This is a genomic window from Prosthecobacter vanneervenii (genome assembly GCF_014203095.1).
In the GTDB taxonomy this organism is placed as follows: Bacteria; Verrucomicrobiota; Verrucomicrobiia; order Verrucomicrobiales; family Verrucomicrobiaceae; genus Prosthecobacter; species Prosthecobacter vanneervenii.
In genome coordinates, this window is sequence record NZ_JACHIG010000004.1 from 372,518 (window position 1) to 390,021 (window position 17,504).

Consider the following 17,504-nt stretch of genomic DNA (forward strand, 5'->3'; position numbering starts at 1 on the left):
ATGTCTGAAGCCACACGATTCGCCCCAAGCCCTACCGGATGGCTGCATCTGGGGCATGCGTATGCGGCTTTGTTTGCCTATGAGCAGGCGGCTGGGGGGCGGTTTTTGATCCGGCTGGAGGACATTGATGGGACGCGGGCGCGGCCGGAGTATGAGGGGGCGATTTTTGAGGACCTGGCCTGGCTGGGGCTGGAGTGGGAGCAGCCGGTGAGGCGGCAGTCGGAGCACTTTGATGATTATCGTGCCGCTTTGAAGAAGCTGGAGGCAATGGGGGTGATGTATCCGTGCTTTTGCACGAGGCGGGAGATTCAGGAGGAGATCGCGCGGGCAGGGAATGCGCCGCAGGGGCCGGACGGGCCGCTGTACCCGGGGACGTGCCGCGGACGCAGCGCGGAAGAACGTGAGCAGCGGATGGCGGCAGGGGAGCAGTATGCGCTGCGGCTGGATGTGGCCAAGGCTGGGGGGCTTGTGAACGGAGAGCTGCTCTGGACGGATCGCACCCGAGGGTGCTTTGTGGCGAAGCCAGCCGTGTTTGGGGATGTGGTACTGGCACGGAAGGACACGCCGGCGAGCTATCACCTGGCGGTGGTGGTGGATGATGCGCTGCAGGGGATCACGCTGGTGACGCGAGGGGAGGACCTGCTGGAGGCGACACATCTGCACCGGCTGCTGCAGGCGCTGCTGGGGCTGCCGGTGCCTGAGTGGCGGCACCATGGGCTGATCACGGATGAGAACGGGAAGCGCTTGGCGAAGCGCGATGATGCGAGATCGCTACGGAGCCTGCGTGAGGCGGGGTGGACTGCGGAGAGAGTGAAAGAGGAGATCCGGCGCAAGATGGCACCGTGATCAGAATCCGGTCACAGGGGGAGGTACAGTCATGACGCCGCCACCGCGGAGGGGGTTGCCTTTGACCTCGGCGATCTCGGAGACAATGTTGTCTTTGAAGCTGAGGCTGAGGGTGCCGACCTCCACCCGGATGTAGACGACGGTTTGCACGATCTGGCCGAAGGAATTGACCCCTGTGGAGGTCTGGGGCACCTGCTCGTAGATGCTGTATTCCAGGCGCTCCTCCTTGCCTGCGGCGGTGATCTTGCTGGATTTGCGGGAGGGCTTGCCCATGGAGGCCTGGACCTCCTGGCTGGTCATGCCAAGGGCGACCTGCTTGTGCTGGATGAGCTCGTCCACCTGACGGGTGCGCTCATAGAGCTTTTTGAGATTGGCGTAGAGATTGGGGTCGGAGGATTGAACGTCTGTGAGGCGGACCCAGCCTGCGACATCGCCATGGCGGGCGCGGCCACGCACACGGTAGGCGGTGTCTGACATGGCCAGCAGCGTGACGGGTGTGCCAGGGGCGAAGGAGCCGAGGGCACCCTGGAATTTGCTGGTGGGATAGACCGGGGCCTCGATCTGGACCTTGAGAACGATGGGCTTGGGGGTGAGGCCTTCCAGAGCGAAGGTATTGGGCTCGACCGTCTGAAGAGAAGAGCGGTTGCGCGGCGAGGAGGTGACGGACTGTGCCGGAGCGGTCTGAGAGATGCACAGGGCAAGGAGGGCCAAACAGAACGCTTTCATGGCTGGGTGGGCGGGGATTGATCTGAGAATAACCGACTCTGACGGGTCGGGGCAACCTTTTGTTCGACGCAGAAAATATCCCGCGTAATCCTAAGCCCCCACTGACCATGCCAAACGGACCCCTTTCCACCAAGCTTTTTGACCTCGCCAAGCAGTACATCCCCGGAGGAGTGAACTCTCCGGTGCGTGCCTTCCGCAATGTCGGCGGAGATCCGTTTTTCGTGAAGCGCGCCAAGGGCTGCCGCATCTACGATGTGGATGACCGCTGCATGATCGACTACGTGGGGACGTGGGGCCCAGCGATCCTAGGTCATGCGCCGATCCCGGTGATCGAGGCGATCCACACGGCGGCGAAGGAAGGTGTGAGCTTTGGCATCCCGAACTTGTATGAGGTGGAGATGGCGCGGACGATCTGTGAATGGGTGCCGAGCATCCAGAAGGTGCGCATGGTGAGCAGCGGCACGGAGGCGACGATGTCGGCGATCCGTCTGGCGCGCGGGTTTACCGGACGTGAGCGGCTGGTGAAGTTTGACGGCTGCTACCATGGGCACTCTGACAGCCTGCTGGTGGCGGCGGGCAGTGGAGCGCTGACGCATGGAAATCCGGACAGCGCCGGGGTGCCGAAGAGCTTTGCGGAGCTGACAAGCGTGCTGCCTTTCAATGATGAGGCGGCGCTGGAGGAGCTGTTTGAGAAACAGGGGCACGAGATCGCGTGTGTGATCGTGGAGCCGTATCCGGCGAATGCGGGGCTGATCCTGCCGAAGCCAGGATTTCTGCAGAAGCTGCGGGACATCACGGCCAAGCATGGGGCGCTGCTGATCTTTGACGAAGTGATGACGGGCTTCCGCCTGGCGAAAGGCGGGGTGCAGGAGCTGGAGAAGATCACGCCGGACCTGACGTGCCTGGGCAAGGTGATCGGCGGCGGTCTGCCAGTGGGTGCCTTTGGCGGGCGTGCTGATGTGATGGACAAGCTGGCTCCTCTGGGGCCGGTGTATCAGGCGGGCACGCTGAGCGGGAACCCCGTGGCGCTGGCCGCCGGGCTGGCACAACTGCGCGAGCTGGAGAAGAAGAACGGCTATGCGCTGCTGGAGAATCTGGGGCAGATCATGGAGGATGCGGTGCTGGAGGTGCTGAAGAAGAAGGGGCTAAACTACCGGTGGTACCGCCGGGGCAGCATGTTCTGCCTGTTCTTCACGGAGAAGGAAGTGCACAGCCTGCAGGATGCGAAGACGAGCGACCTGGCTGCCTTCAGGAAGTTCTTCCACCACTGCCTGGACAACGGGGTGTACTTTGCGCCGAGCCAGTTTGAGACGGGATTCATCAGCATGGCGCACAGCCGGGATGACCTGGAGCAGACGGCAGAAGTGGCGGCTGCGGCACTGGCGGCGCTGTAAAAAGGGGGCTCACACAAAACGCGACAGGGGCGCTATAGCCTGTGCTTCAAGTTTCTGTGGGAAGAGTGACGGGCAGTCCATGGCAAAACGATTCATGCGTGCAAGGGAGGGCGGCATTTGCCAAAGAGCATCGTCGCCAGTAGCCTCTGCGCATGTCCGAACCCCGTTTTGCCGTTGCCCAGCTGGATGAAATCACGCCGACGCCTTGTCCATGCGGGCAGGCGCGGAGGGCGTTCAAGGAAGACTGGAACACGCTGGCGACGGTGCACCTGACGGACATCCACGCGGACTCGAAGGCGCACTACCACAAGAAGATGACGGAGATCTACATCGTGCTGGAGGGCGAGGGGCATCTGGAGGTGGACGGGCAGATCGTGCCGCTGAAGCCGATGACGACAGTCATGATCCGGCCAGGGTGTGTGCACCGTGCGGTGGGCAAATTGAAAATCATCAATGTGCCGATGCCGCCGTTTGATCCGGCGGATGAGTTTGAAGTGTGACTCTTGATTATGCGCGACCTCATCACCAGTCTGGACTCCACGCGGCTCGGCTTCTTCAAGTCGATCCTGGATGAGGCGGGCATCGCCTGCTTCATCCGCAACGAGACGACGGCGCAGCTGACGAACATCTTCATCGGCCCGCTGCAGCCGACGCTGTGCCTGGTGGACGATGATGACTTTGCCGAGGCCAGCGCACTGCTGCTGCCGCATCAGGCACCGGAGGAGGCCATTTTCAGCACGGACGACGACTGGAGCTGCCCGGCGTGCAAAGAATCGAATCCTGTCTCGTTTGAGGTGTGTTGGAAATGCCAGACGGCCAAACCTGAATGACTCCGATGATGAAAAAGCGCGCTCTCACCACATTGCTGGCAGCCCTGTTTCCGGTGCTGGCCAGTGCTGAAACACCGAAGGCCAAGAAGACGGCGATGCCGGAGGGGTTTCATGAGCTGAAGATCGGAGATGCGGCGCCGGATTTTGACCTGGTGGGCATTGATGAAGAGAAGCACACGCTGAAGGAGTATGCGGACGCGGAGCTGCTCATGGTGGCGTTTCTGAGCAACCACTGTCCGACTTCGCAGGCCGTGGAGGGACGGATCAAAAAGCTGATCAAGGATTTCAAGGGCAAGGGGCTGAAGGTGGTGGCGATCAATCCGAATGATCCTGCGGCCCTACGGCCAGATGAGCTGGGCTACTCGAAATACAACGACAGCTTTCCCGAGATGAAGCTGCACGCGAAGGAGCAGAATTTCACCTTCCCCTATCTCTACGACGGGGACACGCAGAAGACGGCGCTGGCGTACGGATGCATGGCCACGCCGCATGTGTTCCTCTTCGACCAGGAGCGGAAGCTGCGGTACCAGGGGCGGCTGGACGATTCGCGCTATGCTGATGAAAGCACGGTGACCGCGCCGGATGCGCGCAATGCGATCGAGGCGCTGGTGGCGGGCAAGCCGGTGCCGGTGGAGGTGACGAAGCCGCACGGGTGCTCGACGAAGTGGATCGACAAACGGAAGCAGCTCGCGGCTGACAACGAAAAGTGGGAGAAGGGCGAGGTGGAGGTGGAGCTGATCGACGCCAAAGGGATCGAGGCGCTGCGGAAGAACGACACGAAGAAGGTGCGGATGTTCAACGTGTGGGCGACGTGGTGCGGGCCGTGTGTGGCGGAGTTTCCGCAACTGGTGGCCACCGCAAGGAAGTTTGGCCTGCGCGACTTTGAATTTATCAGCATCAGCATGGATGACCCCAAGGAGATGGGCGAGGTGAAGGCGTTTCTGGAAAAGCATAATGCCATCGTGCCGGACAAGCTGAAGGCATCGCTCAAGGCCGAGGGACGCAAAGGGAATGCCTATGTTTTCAGCGAGGCAAGCCAGGATGCGCTGATCAAGGCGCTGGACCCTGAATGGCCGGGGCCGATTCCGCACACGCTGGTGGTGGCTCCGGGAGGAGAGGTGATCTACCGCCATAACGGCCCCATCGACGGAGACGAACTGAGGGAGAAAATCCTGGAGCACATGGGCCGGTTTTACGTGCCCGAGAAGTAGCGCCGTTGTTGTGATGGCAAGCTGTGCAAGCGGGACGCCTGCAATCCTTTAAAACCAGCCGCAGACGAGCTTTATGAAGCGGAGGCCTTCGGCGGTGAGCTTGCCGGTGGAGCCGCTCCCGGTGACGCAGCCGCGGGTGTTGAGATAGTGAGGAAGGCCGGAGTCCTGGACCCAGGTGACGACCGGGACTGAAACGGTGGTGGCTGAGGATTTGACCTTGAGAGGCAGACCCCAGCGGCTGAAAGTGACCTCCCAGCTGGCGGGCCGGCCTGACTGGCGGGGGCCATCGAGCAGCCAGGGGTAGTTTTTGAGGATCACCATCTCGGCATCTCCTGGTACGACGACGCGGTAGGCGGGCTCTGTGGACTGCACTGCAGCGGCGGCCGTGAGCGAGGGATTTTTCTGCTGAGCGAGGTAGAAGGACTGGAGATCCAGGCCGATGAGGTTGAGGCCGTTGTACAAGCCGTTGTGATTGGGCGTGGCAAAGTTGGCGGCATGCCAGGCCTCGAAGCGACTGGAGAGGAAGAGATTGAGCTCCACGTGGACGTGGGCGCGGCGCTGGTCGATGCCGCTGCCAGTGTAGCCCAGGATGCCCAAGGGGGTGCCAGCCCTGACCTGCTGACCCGCGCTGACGCTGGCGGATGCGAGGTGCGCGTAGAGGGAGTAGTATGAGCTGCCGCCCCAATCGTGCCGCACGACGATGTAGCGGCCGTAGTTGCTATGCGCAGGGGACGCCGCCACGTGAACCACCACGCCATCGCCGATGGCGCCAACGGCGTCCTGAGGGTTGCCTTTGGCGTCGCGCTGCAGGGGCTTGATGTCGAGCCCCTCGTGAAAGCGTGCGTAGGCGATGCGGCTGCCGATGCGGCGGGGATCGCGGACAAAGCCGAACTGCCCGCCCTCCCAAGGAGTGGTTTTGGAGCCCTCAAACGTGCGATCGACGAACTGAAAGAAGTCCGCAGGCGCGTCAAAGAGGGCGTGATTGGCGGTAGGCAGCTGGAGCTGCTGCGCAGGGAGTGCCCCTGTGAGCAGGGTGACCAGCAGGCATGAAAGTGTGAGACGCGGCATCATTCAGTGCCAGGGATTTTGAAGCCTTCCAGCGGGATCATGCCCTCGGGCTTGGGCGGAACTGGACGGGGCTTGCCGAGCGCCTTGTCACGTTCGGCGGCTTTTTCCGCAGCCTCGATAGCCTTGGCATCGCGGCGGGAGTTCAGCTTTTCCTTGGAGGTGGAGGGCAGCATGTCGTCCATCCACCGCGAGGTGGATTTTGGGGTCATGTATTTGAGACGAGGATAGAACTTGTCCATCTCATCAATCGTCTTTTTGGTCAGCCCTTTCCAGATGGTGAACTTGCCATCGAGGATGGGTTGGTCGAGCTCGATCATGTCAACCGGGATGCCGTTGACCATCGTCAGCATGGCCATGCCATGATAGTTGCGGGAGGCGAGCTCGAGGGAATTGCGGCCTTTGGTGTCGAGCTGAAGCAGGACACCGTAGCCTTCGTTGATATCTTCTGCCGGAAAGGGCTCGAAGCCTGAGATGCTGCGCTGGCTGAACTCGGGGACCTTTCTGAAAGTCATCGTCTGTCCGCCAATGGGAAGACGCATCAGCTCGCTGGGATGCTCGATCTGGTCTGTCTGGACGTGGGAGGTGATGAGGAGCTTGTTTTCACGAAGCACATCGCAGCTGGTAAGCAGTGCGGAGCAGGCCAGCAGGAGGGTGGTGAAGGAAAGTCTTTGCATTGGGGTATCAAATCAAAGTCGTGGCTGCTTTGCAACTCTGGAGGATGGCAGGGAAATAAAACTTCTCTGCGTGTGCCAGCATCCCCTGATTTGACAAGCACGCGAATCGCCGGAGTGTCGGCGCACCCTTTTTTCCACCATGGCAGGCAATGAACGCACGCTCCTCACCCAGGCCCAGATGGCCGATGGCGTGAAGGCATTGGCGCAGAGCATCCGTGCGGCAAATCCGGAGGCGGAGAGCATCGCGCTGGTGGGGGTTTTTACGCGTGGGGTGCCGCTGGCGAAACGCATCGCGGCGGAGATTGAAAAGCTCGGTCTTAAGGTGTTTGTGGGAACGATCGACATCACGCAGTACCGGGATGACCTGAACACCTTTCAAATGGTGCCAAAGCTGGAAGGATCTGACATCGCCTTTGACATTGACGACCTGAACGTGGTGCTGTGCGATGAAGTGATCTACACCGGACGCAGCGTGCGTGCGGCGCTGGATGAGCTGCTGAACTTTGGCCGCCCCAAGCGTGTGCAGCTGGCGGTGCTGGTGGACCGCTGCGGGCGTGAATTTCCTGTGCAGCCGGATTTCTCCGCACTGAAAGTGACCCTGGCCCCCGGAGAGCGTGTGGCCGTGCGATTTGAAGAAGTGGACGGCCAGGACGCCTGCACCGTGCAAACCCAAGCCCCAGCAAGATGACCCCGCGCAAAGACCTCCTCGACATCGCCTCGCTCACGGATGAGGAAATCTCCTTCGTGCTCGACAACGCCGGGCCGTTCAAGGATCTCTTTAAACGCAGTGTGAAGAAGGTGCCGACGCTGAAGGGGCAGACGGTGCTGACGCTGTTTTACGAGCCCTCCACGCGCACGCGATCGAGCTTTGAGGTGGCGGCGAGCCGGCTTTCTGCGGACGTGACGCACTTTGACATCGAGTCGAGCAGCGTGGTGAAGGGGGAGTCGGTGCTGGACACGGTGGAGACGCTGGAGGCCATGCGGGTGGACTACATCGTGGTGCGCCACAAGCAGTCAGGAACGCCGAATCTCATCGCGAAAAACACGCGTGCGAGTGTGATCAATGCTGGCGATGGCTGGCATGCGCACCCGACGCAGGCGCTGCTGGATGCCTTTACGCTGCGGGAGATCCACAAGGATCTGCGCGGCTGCCGTGCGCTGATCGTGGGAGACATCCAGCACTCGCGCGTGGCGCGCAGCACCAGCCTGATTTTCCGCCGACTGGGCATGCAGGTGGCGTATCTGGCGCCGGGATCGATGATGCCGCGCGAGGTGCCGCAGGAGATTCCGCAATTTGGGAACTGGACGGACGCCTTCGACTGGAAGCCGGATGTGATCTATCTGCTGCGTGTGCAGGGTGAGCGAATCGACGAGCCCTTTGTGCCTAGCTCTGCGGAGTATCACCGGAACTATGGTCTAACTAACGAGCGCGTGGAGGTGCTGCGCGAGCGTGGGCTGTATCTGATGCACCCCGGACCTGTGAACCGCGGCGTGGAGATCACGGATGCGGGGATGAATTATGAGAAGTGCCTGATCAACCAGCAGGTGGAGAATGGGATCGCGGTGAGGATGAGCGTGCTGTACTGGCTGAGGCCGGGGGCGGCGGAGTAGAGTTTTGACAGCAGGCAAAACTGCTGTCAGCGGTCACATAACCCATCCTCCTATGGGTTCACTGTCCCATAAGCCTGACCCATAGAATATTAAGACCCGGATGCCGCCTGAACCACGAAGTGAACCGATGATATAACAAGAGTCTGCAACCAAGACTCCCGGCAACAAGGGGACACACCAATTAATGGTCGCTACTGGTCCGCTAGGCTGAAGATCCGATGGATAGGGGGCCAGCCCTATGTGTGCTCGATCAACATCTGTTTCAGCCTTAGCTTTACGACTTTCGTCATAAAGTGATTGTGCCTGCTTTTCTAAAGCAAGAGAATGGAGACGAACGCCACCAATCCACGTGATGACATAGAGCATGGCGATAAAGAGCCAGATTTTTCGCGCAGTACTCACGCGTTCAACTATTGGACGTGAAACATGCCTGTCGAGTATTCTTCTCTATTGTTGCACTCTCAAAACTTCCCATCCCGTGATTCGAAGTGGGTGGGTTTGCCGAGGGATTCGCCGCCGGTGGAGATCCAGTGGGCGACCCAGTCGGTGAGTTCTTCGTCGCGGACGAAGGGGACGCCGAGATCGACGAAGCTGCGGTAGGGATTGCTGAGGAGGGCGTCGGGGGCTTCCTGGCCGGTGATGTGGACGGGCTTGTGGAAGATTTCGCCGAAGCGGGTGGCGACTTCGCGGACGCTGAGTGTGGCGGTGCCGGTGAGGTTGACGTGCCAGGCGGGGCTCTGGGCCTTGGCGAGGCTGAGGAGGGAGAGGGCGTTGGCATCGCCCTGCCAGATGGTGTTGAAGTAGCCCATGGTGACGTCAACGGGGTCGCCATTCCAGACCTGGCGGGCGATATCGACCATGACGCCGTAGCGGAGGTCGCAGGCGTAGTTGAGACGGATGAGGGAGACAGGGGTGCCGCGTGTCTGGCTGAAGTATTCGAAGATGCGCTCGCGGCCGAGGCAGCTCATGGCGTATTCGCCTTTGGGATTGAGGGCGTCCTCCTCGTGGCTGCCGCCGCGCTCGACGGGGACGAGGCCATAGACGTTGCCGGTGGAGAATGCGGCGATGCGGCTGCGGTGGTAGCGCTCGCAGACGAGGCCGGGGAGCCAGGCATTCATGGCCCAGGTGAAGGCTTCCTGGCCGGTGGAGCCGAACTTCATGCCGGCCATGTACACGACGTTGGGCGCATGCGGAAGGTAGGCCACGGCATTGGCGGCGAGGAGATCGGTGGAGATGACCTCGATCCCATGCTGGAGGAAGGCGGCCTCTGAACCCGGGGTGCTGAAGCGGGAGACGGCGATGATGCGCCGCTTGGTGCCGGCCTCGTCGCTGGCGCGTTTGGCCATGCGAGCGAGGGAGGGCCCCATCTTGCCTGCGGCACCGAGGATGACGATGTCTCCCGGGAGACGGGTCATCATCTCGATCACTGCGGGAGTGGGGCGGCTGAGGCGTTCTTCGAGTTCCGTGAGGTTCGTCGGGGACATAGGCGGATGTATGAACGGGTTTTGCGATTCGAAAAATGCTTTGATTCAAAGGAGTGCGGAGAGGCCGTTGCAATTTGAGCAAAATTTTCTCCGGCGATTGCCTAGGCGACATTTCCCGCTAGCATCGGCGCACGATGATTGCCAACGCCACTGCTGCCGTAACCGCCAACCTCAATGTTCTCGATTTTTCCTGGGTTACCAGCGCGGAGGCGTGGATCGCGGTGCTGACGCTTTGCGTGCTGGAGATTGTGCTGGGGATCGACAACATTGTGTTCATCTCGATCCTGGTGGACAAACTGCCGGAGGCGGATCGTGCGCGCGGGCGGTTCATGGGGCTGGGGCTGGCGATGCTGACGCGCATCCTGCTACTGCTCTCGATCACGTGGGTGATGTCGCTGACCGCGCCGCTATTCACGCTGCTGGGCCACTCGATCACGGGCAAGGACCTGGTGCTGATCTTTGGCGGGCTGTTCCTGATCTACAAGAGCACCCACGAGATCCATGAAAAACTGGAAGGCGACCCCGAGGGCGAGGTGCGCAACAGCGTGGGCAAAGGAGCGGCTTTTGGTGCCGTGATGGTGCAGATCGCGCTGCTGGACATCGTGTTCTCGTTGGACTCAGTGATCACGGCGGTGGGCATGGTGAAGCACATCTCGATCATGGTCACGGCGGTGCTGATCTCTGTGGGGTTCATGATGTTTTTTGCGAAGGCGGTGGGCGATTTTGTGGCGCGTCATCCCACGGTGAAGATGCTGGCGCTGAGCTTCCTGATTTTGATCGGGACGGCGCTGATCGGTGAGGGCTTCCATTTTGAGATTCCGAAGGGGTACATCTACTTTGCGATGGGCTTCTCGATGGCGGTGGAGATGCTGAATCTGAAGGCGAAGAAGAAGGGTGTGGCGAAGGCGTAGGGCGGAGCGGTCGTGGTGCAGCGAAGCTTCTCGCGGGTGCAGCGGCGCGGGTCGAGGACGCTGCTGGTGGTCGCTTTGCGTGGAGGAGTGCTGGGTTTGCTATCCGGATTGTGCACGCAAACCCAGGGTCGCCTCGCTTAGGCTCGGCTGACCCTGGGCTCAATTACGCAACCCCTTTGGGGTTGGTGTGATGAAGGGGTGCTTGCGGTAAAAAGAGAACGGACCTGTTTACGAAAGATCGTGGTTTCATGTCGTTCACACGTCACAGTGTCTGATGATCGCTGAAGGACGGATGGGCTGATGACACACTCATTGTAGCACCTGGAGCTGAGAAGTGACCCACGCCAATGGAGGCGAATTTTCACGAAGGGAACGCTGGCGGAATCGGGTTGGCGAGGGTGTGGTGCACGTCATTCAGGGGAGGCTTTTTGAAAGTCGGAGTGAATTGGCAAAAATGTCTCACTGGTGTGACAAGAGGTGCCATTTTTGTGGCACAATCGGTGGCATGGGGTGGTGGGTGAAAATTTATCAAGGCATTGATGATCAATGGGTTGATGTGAGGTAAGCGCGGCTGGCATGGCTGATGCAATGATATTGGGCGGAACATCACTCCAACCCAAAAACTCAACCCAAACCATCCCAAGCCATGAAACTCATCCGCACCAATCCCTTCAGCCTCAACCGCGTCTCCGATTTTGACGAATGGTTCCGCCATCCGTTTGCGGGCATGCCTTCCCTGAGCACGCTTTTCAACAACCTCGGCGAGGTCTTCCCCGGCGTGGCCAATGACAAGCTGGCCGTGGATGTGCATGAAGACAAAGACAACTACCTGGCCAGCTTTGAAGTGCCGGGCGTGAAAAAAGAAGACGTGAAGATCGAGCTGAACAACGGCCTGCTGAGCGTGGCCGTGGAGAAGCGTGAGAAGGACGGCGACAAAGAAAGCTCCTACAGCCTGACCCGCTCGGTGTCGGTGCCTGAAGGTGTGAACGCCGAAGCCATCTCTGCGAAGCTCGAAGACGGCATCCTGACGGTGACGCTGCCCAAGCAGGAACGCAGCAAGCCGCGCACGATCACTCTGAACTAACCTGCCCCATCCTACGCAAACCCAATTCCATCCCCCTTATCTTTAAAACTACCATGAACACTACCTGCTCTCCCAGCTCCTGCGCTCCTGCCACCTCCGGCGTGACTGAATCTCTGCGCAAGCCCCTCTATAACGTCAATGGCAACGCCGAAGCGTATGAAGTGCGCGTCGAAATGCCGGGCGTGCCGAAGGGCGGCGTGAAGATTGATCTCGAAGACAGCATCCTGACCATCCGCGGCGAACGCAACGCCACCGTGCCGGAAGGCATGAAGACGCTGCACCGCGAGCTCTCTCCGCTGAGCTACCTCCTCCGCCTGCGCCTCAACACCCCGGTGGATGAGGAACAGATGACGGCCAAGCTCGAAGACGGCGTGCTGACGCTGCGCCTGCCGCTGAAAGAAGTGGCGAAGCCGCGCCAGATCCCCGTGCTGTAATCTCTGAGCTGCCAGCGCCCAAAAAGCCCCCTGCCGCCCGCCTCGCCGAAATGTGTGATGCGGGCGGCCTCTTTTTGTCTTCCAGCGCGGCACGATCTCGGCTACTAGCGTGGCCATGGCCGACTCTTCCTCCTCCCAGCCGTCATTGCAGCAGACCCTCGGTCCCTGGCAGATCATGTTTTACGGTCTGGGGTCCATGCTCGGAGCGGGGATCTACGCACTGATTGGCAAGGCGGCGGCGGGGCTGGGGAATGCCATGTGGCTGGCCTTCATCATGGCGATGGTGGGTGCGCTGCTGACCGGCCTGACGTATGCATGTGTGGGCGGACGATATGCCAAGGCGGGCGGGGCGGCGTATGTGACCCAGCGCGGGCTGGGCAAGCCGCTGCTGAGCTACATCATCGGAATCGCGGTGATGATGAGCGGACTCACGAGCATGGCCACCGGAGCGCAGGCGATCATTGGACAGATCAAGGAGCTGATGGGCTGGCAGCTGGCGGACATGACGGTGAAGCTGTGCGCCATCGGGGTGGTGGGCCTGGTGGGCTGTGTGATCTACCGCGGTCTGAAGGAGAGCATGTGGCTGAACATTCTGTGCACCGTGATCGAAGCCAGCGGGCTGATTTTCATCATCATCATCGGCGTGCGCTACTGGGGCGGGGTGAACTATCTGGAATCTCCGGGGGACACGGCGGCAGGTGGCGCGGGCTCAGGCATCACGATGGCGCTTATCATGCAAGGTGCGGTGCTGACGTTTTATTCGTTCATCGGGTTTGAGGATATTTTGAATGTGAGCGAGGAGGTGAAAAACCCGGGGCGCAATGTGCCTCTGGGGCTGATCGGCGCGATGGTGCTGGCCACGATGATCTATCTGGCGGTGGCGATCACGGCGGTGTCCGTGGTGCCTTGGCAGCAGCTGGCGAAGAGTGATGCGCCGCTGATGGAAGTGGCCCGGCGTGCTGCACCGTGGTTTACGGGAATCAAGCCGGTGTATGCCTTCATCACGATCTTTGCGATCGGGAATACGGCGCTGCTGAACTACCTGATGGGATCGCGGCTGCTGTATGGGATGAGCCGCCAGGGGCTGCTGCCTGCGGTGCTGGGCAAACTGCATCCGACACGGCACTCGCCGCATGTGGCGGTGTTTGTGCTGTTTGGCATCGTGTCGGTGCTGATTTTGAGCGGTGGTGTGAAGCAGCTGGCGGAGTCCACGGTGCTGCTGCTGCTGATTGTTTTCACGGTGGTGAACATCTCGCTGATCATTCTGAAGCGCCGACCTGATGAGCCGAAGGGAGGCTTTGAGCCTCCGGCGTTTGTGCCGGTGCTGGGCGCGCTGGTGTGTGCCTCGCTGATTGTGGTGCGGGTGCAGAGTGGGATCACCAGCACGGATGCGGCACAGCGCACAGCGCCACTGATTGCGGGGGCTGTTATTCTGATCAGCGTGGTGCTATACTTCATTTTGAAGCCCAAGAATCCGGTGGCGCAGGAAGATTGAAGGCAAGCGGTTTTGGCCTTATGGAACACCTCCCATGAGCCAGACCGCCAATCTCCACATCGCCTCCAACATTCCGCTGCCCGCTCCGCGCGGGATGATGAGCGAGATCGCGCCGACGGAAGCGCAGACTGCCTTTGTGGCGCGTTCGCGGCAGGAGATCCGGGACATCCTGTGTGGACAGGACGAGAGGTTCCTTGTCATTCTGGGGCCGTGCTCGATTCATGATCCTGAGGCCGGAATGGAGTACGCGCGCAAGCTGGCGGCGCTGGCTGGAGAGCTGAAGGACAGGCTGTGCATCGTAATGCGCGTGTATTTTGAAAAACCGCGTACCACGGTGGGGTGGAAGGGGCTGATCATGGATCCGCATCTGGACGGGAGCTGCGACATTCCTGCGGGGCTGCGGCTGGCTCGGAAGATCCTGCGTGATGTGCTGGATCTGGGACTGCCGACGGCGACGGAGCTGCTGGACCCCATCACGCCGCAGTACATTGCGGATCTGATCAGCTGGAGCGCGATCGGTGCGCGGACGACGGAGTCGCAGACGCACCGGCAGATGGCGTCGGGTTTGTCCATGCCACTGGGTTTCAAGAACGGGACGTTTGGGCACATCGCGCCCGCGATCAATGCGATCAAGGCGGCGATGCAGCCGCAGACCTTTCTGGGCGTGAGCGAAGATGGCGTGGCCTCTGCGGTGACGACGAGCGGCAATCCGGACTGCCACATCATCCTGCGCGGCGGTGAAGATGGCCCGAACTACGGAGCGGACAATGTGATGGAAACGATCGACGGGCTGGAAGCGGCGAAGCTGAAGCCTGCGATCATGATCGATGCGAGCCATGGCAACTGCGCGAAGGACCACCGGCGGATGCCGGGTGTGTTTCGTGAGATCGTGCGCCAGCGCGCGGCAGGGCAGAAGGCGATCATCGGCGCGATGCTGGAGAGCAATCTGGTGGGCGGGAACCAGAAGTTTCCGCAGCCGGTGGACAAGCTGGTGCGCGGGCAGTCGATCACGGATGCATGCATTGACTGGGAGACGACGGAGGCGCTGCTGAGAGAGGCACGTGAGGCTTTGAAATGACCAAGGACGAATGAAGGATGTGCGTCTTTATTCGAAGGCACATTGAGGTAAGGTCTGGTCATGGACGCTCCTCCCCTTTTGCTCTCTTCAGGCAGGAAGCTTGGCTATGCCGAGTACGGTGATCCTGCGGGGGTGCCGATGTTTTACTTTCATGGCTGGCCGGGGTCGCGGCTGCAGGGGGAGATGCTGGATGAGGTGGGCAAGAAGTTTGGCCTGCGTGTGGTGTCGCCGGATCGCCCTGGCATTGGGCTGTCGGATTTTCAGCCGGGGCGCAGGCTGCTGGACTGGCCTGGGGATATGCGCGAGCTGGCGGCGCATCTGGGGTGGGACAACTTTCATGTGCTGGGTGTGTCGGGTGGCGGGCCGTATGTGCTGGCCTGTGCGCATGCGATGCCGGAGCGGCTGCTGAGCGCGGGCGTGGTCTGCGGCGCGCCACCACTGAGGGAAGTGGGGACGAAGGATCTGCTGTGGGCCTACCGGCTGGCGCTTTGGGCGCAGGACCGGGTGCCGTGGTTTCTGGGGGCCGGGCTGGCTGTGGCGGCGCAGTTTATGCGGCTGCCAGCGGCATCACCTTTTGTAGCAGCGCAGGTATGCAAGATGTGCGAGCGCGACCAGCAGGCCTTTGCGCGACCGGATCTCTACCGCATCCTGACCACGAGCGGGCGTGTGGGGGTCTCCTCGCCGGTGCATGCAGTGAGGCTGGATGGAAACATCTATTCGAGCGACTGGGGGATCGAGCTTGGCAGCGTACGCTTTCCCATGCGTTACTGGCATGGCGGGCGTGACAGCAACATCCCGGTGTCGATGGTGGAGCGGTTTGTGAGGAAGATTCCGAACGCCACGCTGAAGGTGTGGGAGGAGGACGGGCACTACTCGCTGCCGTTTCTGTGCACGGAGGAGATTGTAGAAGAGCTGGTGAGCGGGCGTGTTGAGGCTGTGAAATAGCCCTAGTCTCTTTTTGCGGCTGCAGAAGGTACTCGCGGGCAGGATTGCCCGCACTACTTTGTGGCATGGACGACCTGGAAGCACGGATGCGCGCCGATTTTGAGGAGATCGGACGGACATTCATGCCGTTTGGCAAATACGGGCCGCAGCATTTTCCGCCCAACGGGGTGCCGATCTATGACATCCCGGCGGAGTATCTGGGGTGGTTTGCGAACAAGGCGGGGTTTCCGAAAGGGCGCCTGGGGTTGCTGCTGAAGATGGTGCACCAGATGAAGGCGGATGGGTCCGACATCGTCTTTGACGTGTTTCGGAAGAAACGCGGGCGCACGGACCTCAAGCCGGTGAAGCAGAAGACGTGGAAGTTTGAGGAGTGAAGGGGGCCGCTTCAACAATCAGATGCTCATTAATCGTCAATTGCGCATGCTCCAGGCCAGTGAAAGCCGCTGACGCACGGAGGATTGAAGATTGCCGAACAATCGATTTTTGATTTCCGAGGTGCAGACTTCCCGCGCAGATGTGATGATCTGATCAGATCACTTTATTGTGCGGGCGATGTCACGCACGGATGGGTGGGCCGTACCAGACGTAGCACATCAGGTAAACGATGATGCCGGTGACGGAGACGTAGAGCCAGACGGGGACGGTCCATTTAGCCATGCGCTTGTGCTTGTCGAAGCGGCTCTTCAGGCCGGGAAGGACGGTCATGATGATGAGCGGCAGGCTGAGGATGGCCAGAGGGATGTGGGTGAAGAGGACAGTGAAGTAAATGGGGCGGGAGAGGCCGGTGCCGGCAAACTTCACGTGGCCTGCATGGAAGTGATAGTAGAGGTAGCAGCCGAGGAAGGCGGTGGAGAACAGCAGGGCGATGACCATGCTGACGATGTGCGGCTTTTTGTGGCCGAGTTTGATCATCGTCAGGCCGAGGATGATGTGCAGCAGGGCGCAGCCGTTGAAGATGGTATAGAGCTTGGGGAGTTCGGTGACGTCCATGAGTCAGATCAGTTGGCGAGGGGCTTGTAGGGGTTCTTTTTCTGCTCGTTGAGCAGGTAGCGCAGGTCCTTGCGCAGCTTTTCGTCCCAGAACTTGGCGAACTCGGGGTCGGCATTCAGGATGTCTGCGAGACTGCGCACGTGACCGAGGTGGTCGATGAGGGCCACGCGCAGGTCATGGATGTATTTGTCGTCCGGGGAAAGGCGGTCGGCTTCGGGCATGTCCTGCACAGGGCGGAAATGGACCTGACTGGTCATGAACTTGCGCACGGCATCTTTCTCGCCGTTGACGAACCACCAGTTGGCGTCGTCCTTGATGTCGAGACCGCGGGCGAATTTCTGCATCATCTCGGGGGTGTCGTCTGCATCAAGGGTGACGCTGACGAACTGTACGCCGGGTTCGTTGGCGAATTCCGACTGCAGCTTTTTGAGTTTGGCGATGACGGCCGCGCAGCCGCGAGGGCAGCGGGTGAAGACCCAGGAGATGATGAGGACCTTGCCCTTCAGATCGGCGAGATGGACCTTCTTGCCGCTGCGCTCGGTCAGCTCCAGATCCTTCTCCAGGCGGCCGAGGATGGCGGGCCGGTTTGCATCATTGTCGATGCGGGAGCGGTAGATGAGGTAGTTGTAGAAGACGACGATGCCGAGCGTGGCGATGATGATGGGCACCCAGATGGTCCAGGGGCTGAGCTTGGCAGGAGCGGGCGCGGGAGAGTCGTTCATG

At 60.7% G+C, this 17,504-nt stretch carries 20 protein-coding genes; 14 read left to right on the plus strand and 6 right to left on the minus strand.

All coding sequences use genetic code 11. The features are described 5' to 3' along the window. Window positions 1-846, plus strand: a complete 846-nt coding sequence (gene gluQRS, locus HNQ65_RS11645) for a tRNA glutamyl-Q(34) synthetase GluQRS (RefSeq protein ID WP_184339697.1) — start codon at window positions 1-3, stop codon at window positions 844-846. Here gluQRS and HNQ65_RS11650 read toward each other — a convergent pair whose 3' ends face one another. After that, window positions 847-1,572: a hypothetical protein gene (locus HNQ65_RS11650; RefSeq protein WP_184339698.1), complete on the minus strand. Its 726-nt coding sequence runs from the start codon at window positions 1,570-1,572 to the stop codon at window positions 847-849. A gap of 107 nt (window positions 1,573-1,679) precedes the next feature. Between HNQ65_RS11650 and hemL the strand changes: the two genes are divergently transcribed. The 4 genes from hemL (at window position 1,680) to HNQ65_RS11670 (ending at window position 5,007) form a co-directional block, all read left to right on the plus strand. Continuing rightward, complete coding sequence (hemL, locus tag HNQ65_RS11655; RefSeq protein WP_184339699.1) at window positions 1,680-2,966, plus strand: glutamate-1-semialdehyde 2,1-aminomutase; 1,287 nt, start codon at window positions 1,680-1,682, stop codon at window positions 2,964-2,966. 152 nt (window positions 2,967-3,118) lie between these two features. Continuing rightward, window positions 3,119-3,466 carry a cupin domain-containing protein gene (locus HNQ65_RS11660; protein WP_184339700.1) on the plus strand — a complete coding sequence of 116 codons (348 nt, stop codon included), beginning with the start codon at window positions 3,119-3,121 and terminating at the stop codon, window positions 3,464-3,466. Window positions 3,467-3,475: 9 nt separating this feature from the next. Next, window positions 3,476-3,796, plus strand: coding sequence for a putative signal transducing protein (locus HNQ65_RS11665; protein ID WP_184339701.1), 321 nt, complete (start codon window positions 3,476-3,478; stop codon window positions 3,794-3,796). A gap of 5 nt (window positions 3,797-3,801) precedes the next feature. Continuing rightward, window positions 3,802-5,007, plus strand: a complete 1,206-nt coding sequence (locus HNQ65_RS11670) for a redoxin family protein (RefSeq protein ID WP_246438150.1) — start codon at window positions 3,802-3,804, stop codon at window positions 5,005-5,007. Between the two features lie 48 nt (window positions 5,008-5,055). Here the strand turns inward: HNQ65_RS11670 and HNQ65_RS11675 are convergent, their stop codons facing one another. Both HNQ65_RS11675 and HNQ65_RS11680 read right to left on the minus strand, forming a co-directional pair. After that, window positions 5,056-6,078 (minus strand): murein hydrolase activator EnvC family protein, encoded by a 1,023-nt coding sequence (locus HNQ65_RS11675; RefSeq protein ID WP_184339702.1) that lies wholly within the window; start codon window positions 6,076-6,078, stop codon window positions 5,056-5,058. Further along, window positions 6,075-6,749, minus strand: coding sequence for a hypothetical protein (locus tag HNQ65_RS11680; RefSeq protein ID WP_184339703.1), 675 nt, complete (start codon window positions 6,747-6,749; stop codon window positions 6,075-6,077). Before HNQ65_RS11680 ends, HNQ65_RS11675 begins: the two co-directional genes overlap by 4 nt. Before the next feature lie 139 nt (window positions 6,750-6,888). Here HNQ65_RS11680 and pyrR point away from each other — a divergent pair, with 139 nt between their 5' ends. Continuing rightward, window positions 6,889-7,437, plus strand: coding sequence for a bifunctional pyr operon transcriptional regulator/uracil phosphoribosyltransferase PyrR (gene pyrR / locus HNQ65_RS11685; protein WP_184339704.1), 549 nt, complete (start codon window positions 6,889-6,891; stop codon window positions 7,435-7,437). Beyond that, window positions 7,434-8,360, plus strand: a complete 927-nt coding sequence (locus HNQ65_RS11690) for an aspartate carbamoyltransferase catalytic subunit (protein WP_184339705.1) — start codon at window positions 7,434-7,436, stop codon at window positions 8,358-8,360. Before pyrR ends, HNQ65_RS11690 begins: the two co-directional genes overlap by 4 nt. Window positions 8,361-8,821: 461 nt before the next feature. On the opposite strand, the gene HNQ65_RS11695 is transcribed toward HNQ65_RS11690, so the two are convergent. Further along, window positions 8,822-9,844 (minus strand): NAD-dependent epimerase/dehydratase family protein, encoded by a 1,023-nt coding sequence (locus HNQ65_RS11695; protein WP_184339706.1) that lies wholly within the window; start codon window positions 9,842-9,844, stop codon window positions 8,822-8,824. 134 nt (window positions 9,845-9,978) lie between these two features. Between HNQ65_RS11695 and HNQ65_RS11700 the strand changes: the two genes are divergently transcribed. The 7 genes from HNQ65_RS11700 to HNQ65_RS11730 all read left to right on the plus strand — a co-directional run bounded on the left by HNQ65_RS11700 (window position 9,979) and on the right by HNQ65_RS11730 (window position 16,165). Beyond that, window positions 9,979-10,755: a TerC family protein gene (locus HNQ65_RS11700; RefSeq protein ID WP_184339707.1), complete on the plus strand. Its 777-nt coding sequence runs from the start codon at window positions 9,979-9,981 to the stop codon at window positions 10,753-10,755. A gap of 646 nt (window positions 10,756-11,401) precedes the next feature. Next, window positions 11,402-11,839: an Hsp20/alpha crystallin family protein gene (locus tag HNQ65_RS11705; protein ID WP_184339708.1), complete on the plus strand. Its 438-nt coding sequence runs from the start codon at window positions 11,402-11,404 to the stop codon at window positions 11,837-11,839. A 53-nt stretch (window positions 11,840-11,892) separates the two neighbouring features. Further along, a complete protein-coding gene (locus HNQ65_RS11710; RefSeq protein ID WP_184339709.1) occupies window positions 11,893-12,273 on the plus strand; it encodes an Hsp20/alpha crystallin family protein in 381 nt (126 codons plus the stop codon). Between the two features lie 115 nt (window positions 12,274-12,388). After that, window positions 12,389-13,768, plus strand: a complete 1,380-nt coding sequence (locus HNQ65_RS11715; protein WP_184339710.1) for an APC family permease — start codon at window positions 12,389-12,391, stop codon at window positions 13,766-13,768. Between the two features lie 34 nt (window positions 13,769-13,802). Beyond that, the gene (locus HNQ65_RS11720) at window positions 13,803-14,846 is read left to right on the plus strand and encodes a 3-deoxy-7-phosphoheptulonate synthase (RefSeq protein ID WP_184339711.1); all 1,044 of its coding nucleotides are present in this window, start codon (window positions 13,803-13,805) and stop codon (window positions 14,844-14,846) included. A gap of 60 nt (window positions 14,847-14,906) precedes the next feature. Continuing rightward, a complete protein-coding gene (locus HNQ65_RS11725) occupies window positions 14,907-15,791 on the plus strand; it encodes an alpha/beta fold hydrolase (RefSeq protein WP_184339712.1) in 885 nt (294 codons plus the stop codon). 65 nt (window positions 15,792-15,856) lie between these two features. Next, window positions 15,857-16,165 carry a putative quorum-sensing-regulated virulence factor gene (locus HNQ65_RS11730; RefSeq protein ID WP_184339713.1) on the plus strand — a complete coding sequence of 103 codons (309 nt, stop codon included), beginning with the start codon at window positions 15,857-15,859 and terminating at the stop codon, window positions 16,163-16,165. Window positions 16,166-16,346: 181 nt separating this feature from the next. Here the strand turns inward: HNQ65_RS11730 and HNQ65_RS11735 are convergent, their stop codons facing one another. Together HNQ65_RS11735 and HNQ65_RS11740 are read right to left on the minus strand one after the other, a co-directional pair. Then, window positions 16,347-16,781: a DUF420 domain-containing protein gene (locus HNQ65_RS11735; protein ID WP_184339714.1), complete on the minus strand. Its 435-nt coding sequence runs from the start codon at window positions 16,779-16,781 to the stop codon at window positions 16,347-16,349. Window positions 16,782-16,789: 8 nt separating this feature from the next. After that, complete coding sequence (locus HNQ65_RS11740; protein ID WP_184339715.1) at window positions 16,790-17,503, minus strand: SCO family protein; 714 nt, start codon at window positions 17,501-17,503, stop codon at window positions 16,790-16,792. Window position 17,504: the final 1 nt, after the last annotated feature.

What these genes read in the sequence shown, in the direction of transcription:
- HNQ65_RS11740 (WP_184339715.1), bottom strand. Translation starts at nt 17,503, where the DNA reads ATGAACGACTCTCCCGCGCCCGCTCCTGCCAAGCTCAGCCCCTGGACC.
- HNQ65_RS11660 (WP_184339700.1), top strand. Translation starts at nt 3,119, where the DNA reads ATGTCCGAACCCCGTTTTGCCGTTGCCCAGCTGGATGAAATCACGCCG.
- HNQ65_RS11725 (WP_184339712.1), top strand. Translation starts at nt 14,907, where the DNA reads ATGGACGCTCCTCCCCTTTTGCTCTCTTCAGGCAGGAAGCTTGGCTAT.
- HNQ65_RS11705 (WP_184339708.1), top strand. Translation starts at nt 11,402, where the DNA reads ATGAAACTCATCCGCACCAATCCCTTCAGCCTCAACCGCGTCTCCGAT.
- HNQ65_RS11695 (WP_184339706.1), bottom strand. Translation starts at nt 9,844, where the DNA reads ATGTCCCCGACGAACCTCACGGAACTCGAAGAACGCCTCAGCCGCCCC.
- HNQ65_RS11710 (WP_184339709.1), top strand. Translation starts at nt 11,893, where the DNA reads ATGAACACTACCTGCTCTCCCAGCTCCTGCGCTCCTGCCACCTCCGGC.
- HNQ65_RS11665 (WP_184339701.1), top strand. Translation starts at nt 3,476, where the DNA reads ATGCGCGACCTCATCACCAGTCTGGACTCCACGCGGCTCGGCTTCTTC.
- HNQ65_RS11730 (WP_184339713.1), top strand. Translation starts at nt 15,857, where the DNA reads ATGGACGACCTGGAAGCACGGATGCGCGCCGATTTTGAGGAGATCGGA.
- pyrR (WP_184339704.1), top strand. Translation starts at nt 6,889, where the DNA reads ATGGCAGGCAATGAACGCACGCTCCTCACCCAGGCCCAGATGGCCGAT.
- hemL (WP_184339699.1), top strand. Translation starts at nt 1,680, where the DNA reads ATGCCAAACGGACCCCTTTCCACCAAGCTTTTTGACCTCGCCAAGCAG.
- HNQ65_RS11700 (WP_184339707.1), top strand. Translation starts at nt 9,979, where the DNA reads ATGATTGCCAACGCCACTGCTGCCGTAACCGCCAACCTCAATGTTCTC.
- HNQ65_RS11650 (WP_184339698.1), bottom strand. Translation starts at nt 1,572, where the DNA reads ATGAAAGCGTTCTGTTTGGCCCTCCTTGCCCTGTGCATCTCTCAGACC.
- HNQ65_RS11680 (WP_184339703.1), bottom strand. Translation starts at nt 6,749, where the DNA reads ATGCAAAGACTTTCCTTCACCACCCTCCTGCTGGCCTGCTCCGCACTG.
- HNQ65_RS11715 (WP_184339710.1), top strand. Translation starts at nt 12,389, where the DNA reads ATGGCCGACTCTTCCTCCTCCCAGCCGTCATTGCAGCAGACCCTCGGT.
- HNQ65_RS11675 (WP_184339702.1), bottom strand. Translation starts at nt 6,078, where the DNA reads ATGATGCCGCGTCTCACACTTTCATGCCTGCTGGTCACCCTGCTCACA.
- HNQ65_RS11690 (WP_184339705.1), top strand. Translation starts at nt 7,434, where the DNA reads ATGACCCCGCGCAAAGACCTCCTCGACATCGCCTCGCTCACGGATGAG.
- HNQ65_RS11720 (WP_184339711.1), top strand. Translation starts at nt 13,803, where the DNA reads ATGAGCCAGACCGCCAATCTCCACATCGCCTCCAACATTCCGCTGCCC.
- gluQRS (WP_184339697.1), top strand. Translation starts at nt 1, where the DNA reads ATGTCTGAAGCCACACGATTCGCCCCAAGCCCTACCGGATGGCTGCAT.
- HNQ65_RS11735 (WP_184339714.1), bottom strand. Translation starts at nt 16,781, where the DNA reads ATGGACGTCACCGAACTCCCCAAGCTCTATACCATCTTCAACGGCTGC.
- HNQ65_RS11670 (WP_246438150.1), top strand. Translation starts at nt 3,802, where the DNA reads ATGATGAAAAAGCGCGCTCTCACCACATTGCTGGCAGCCCTGTTTCCG.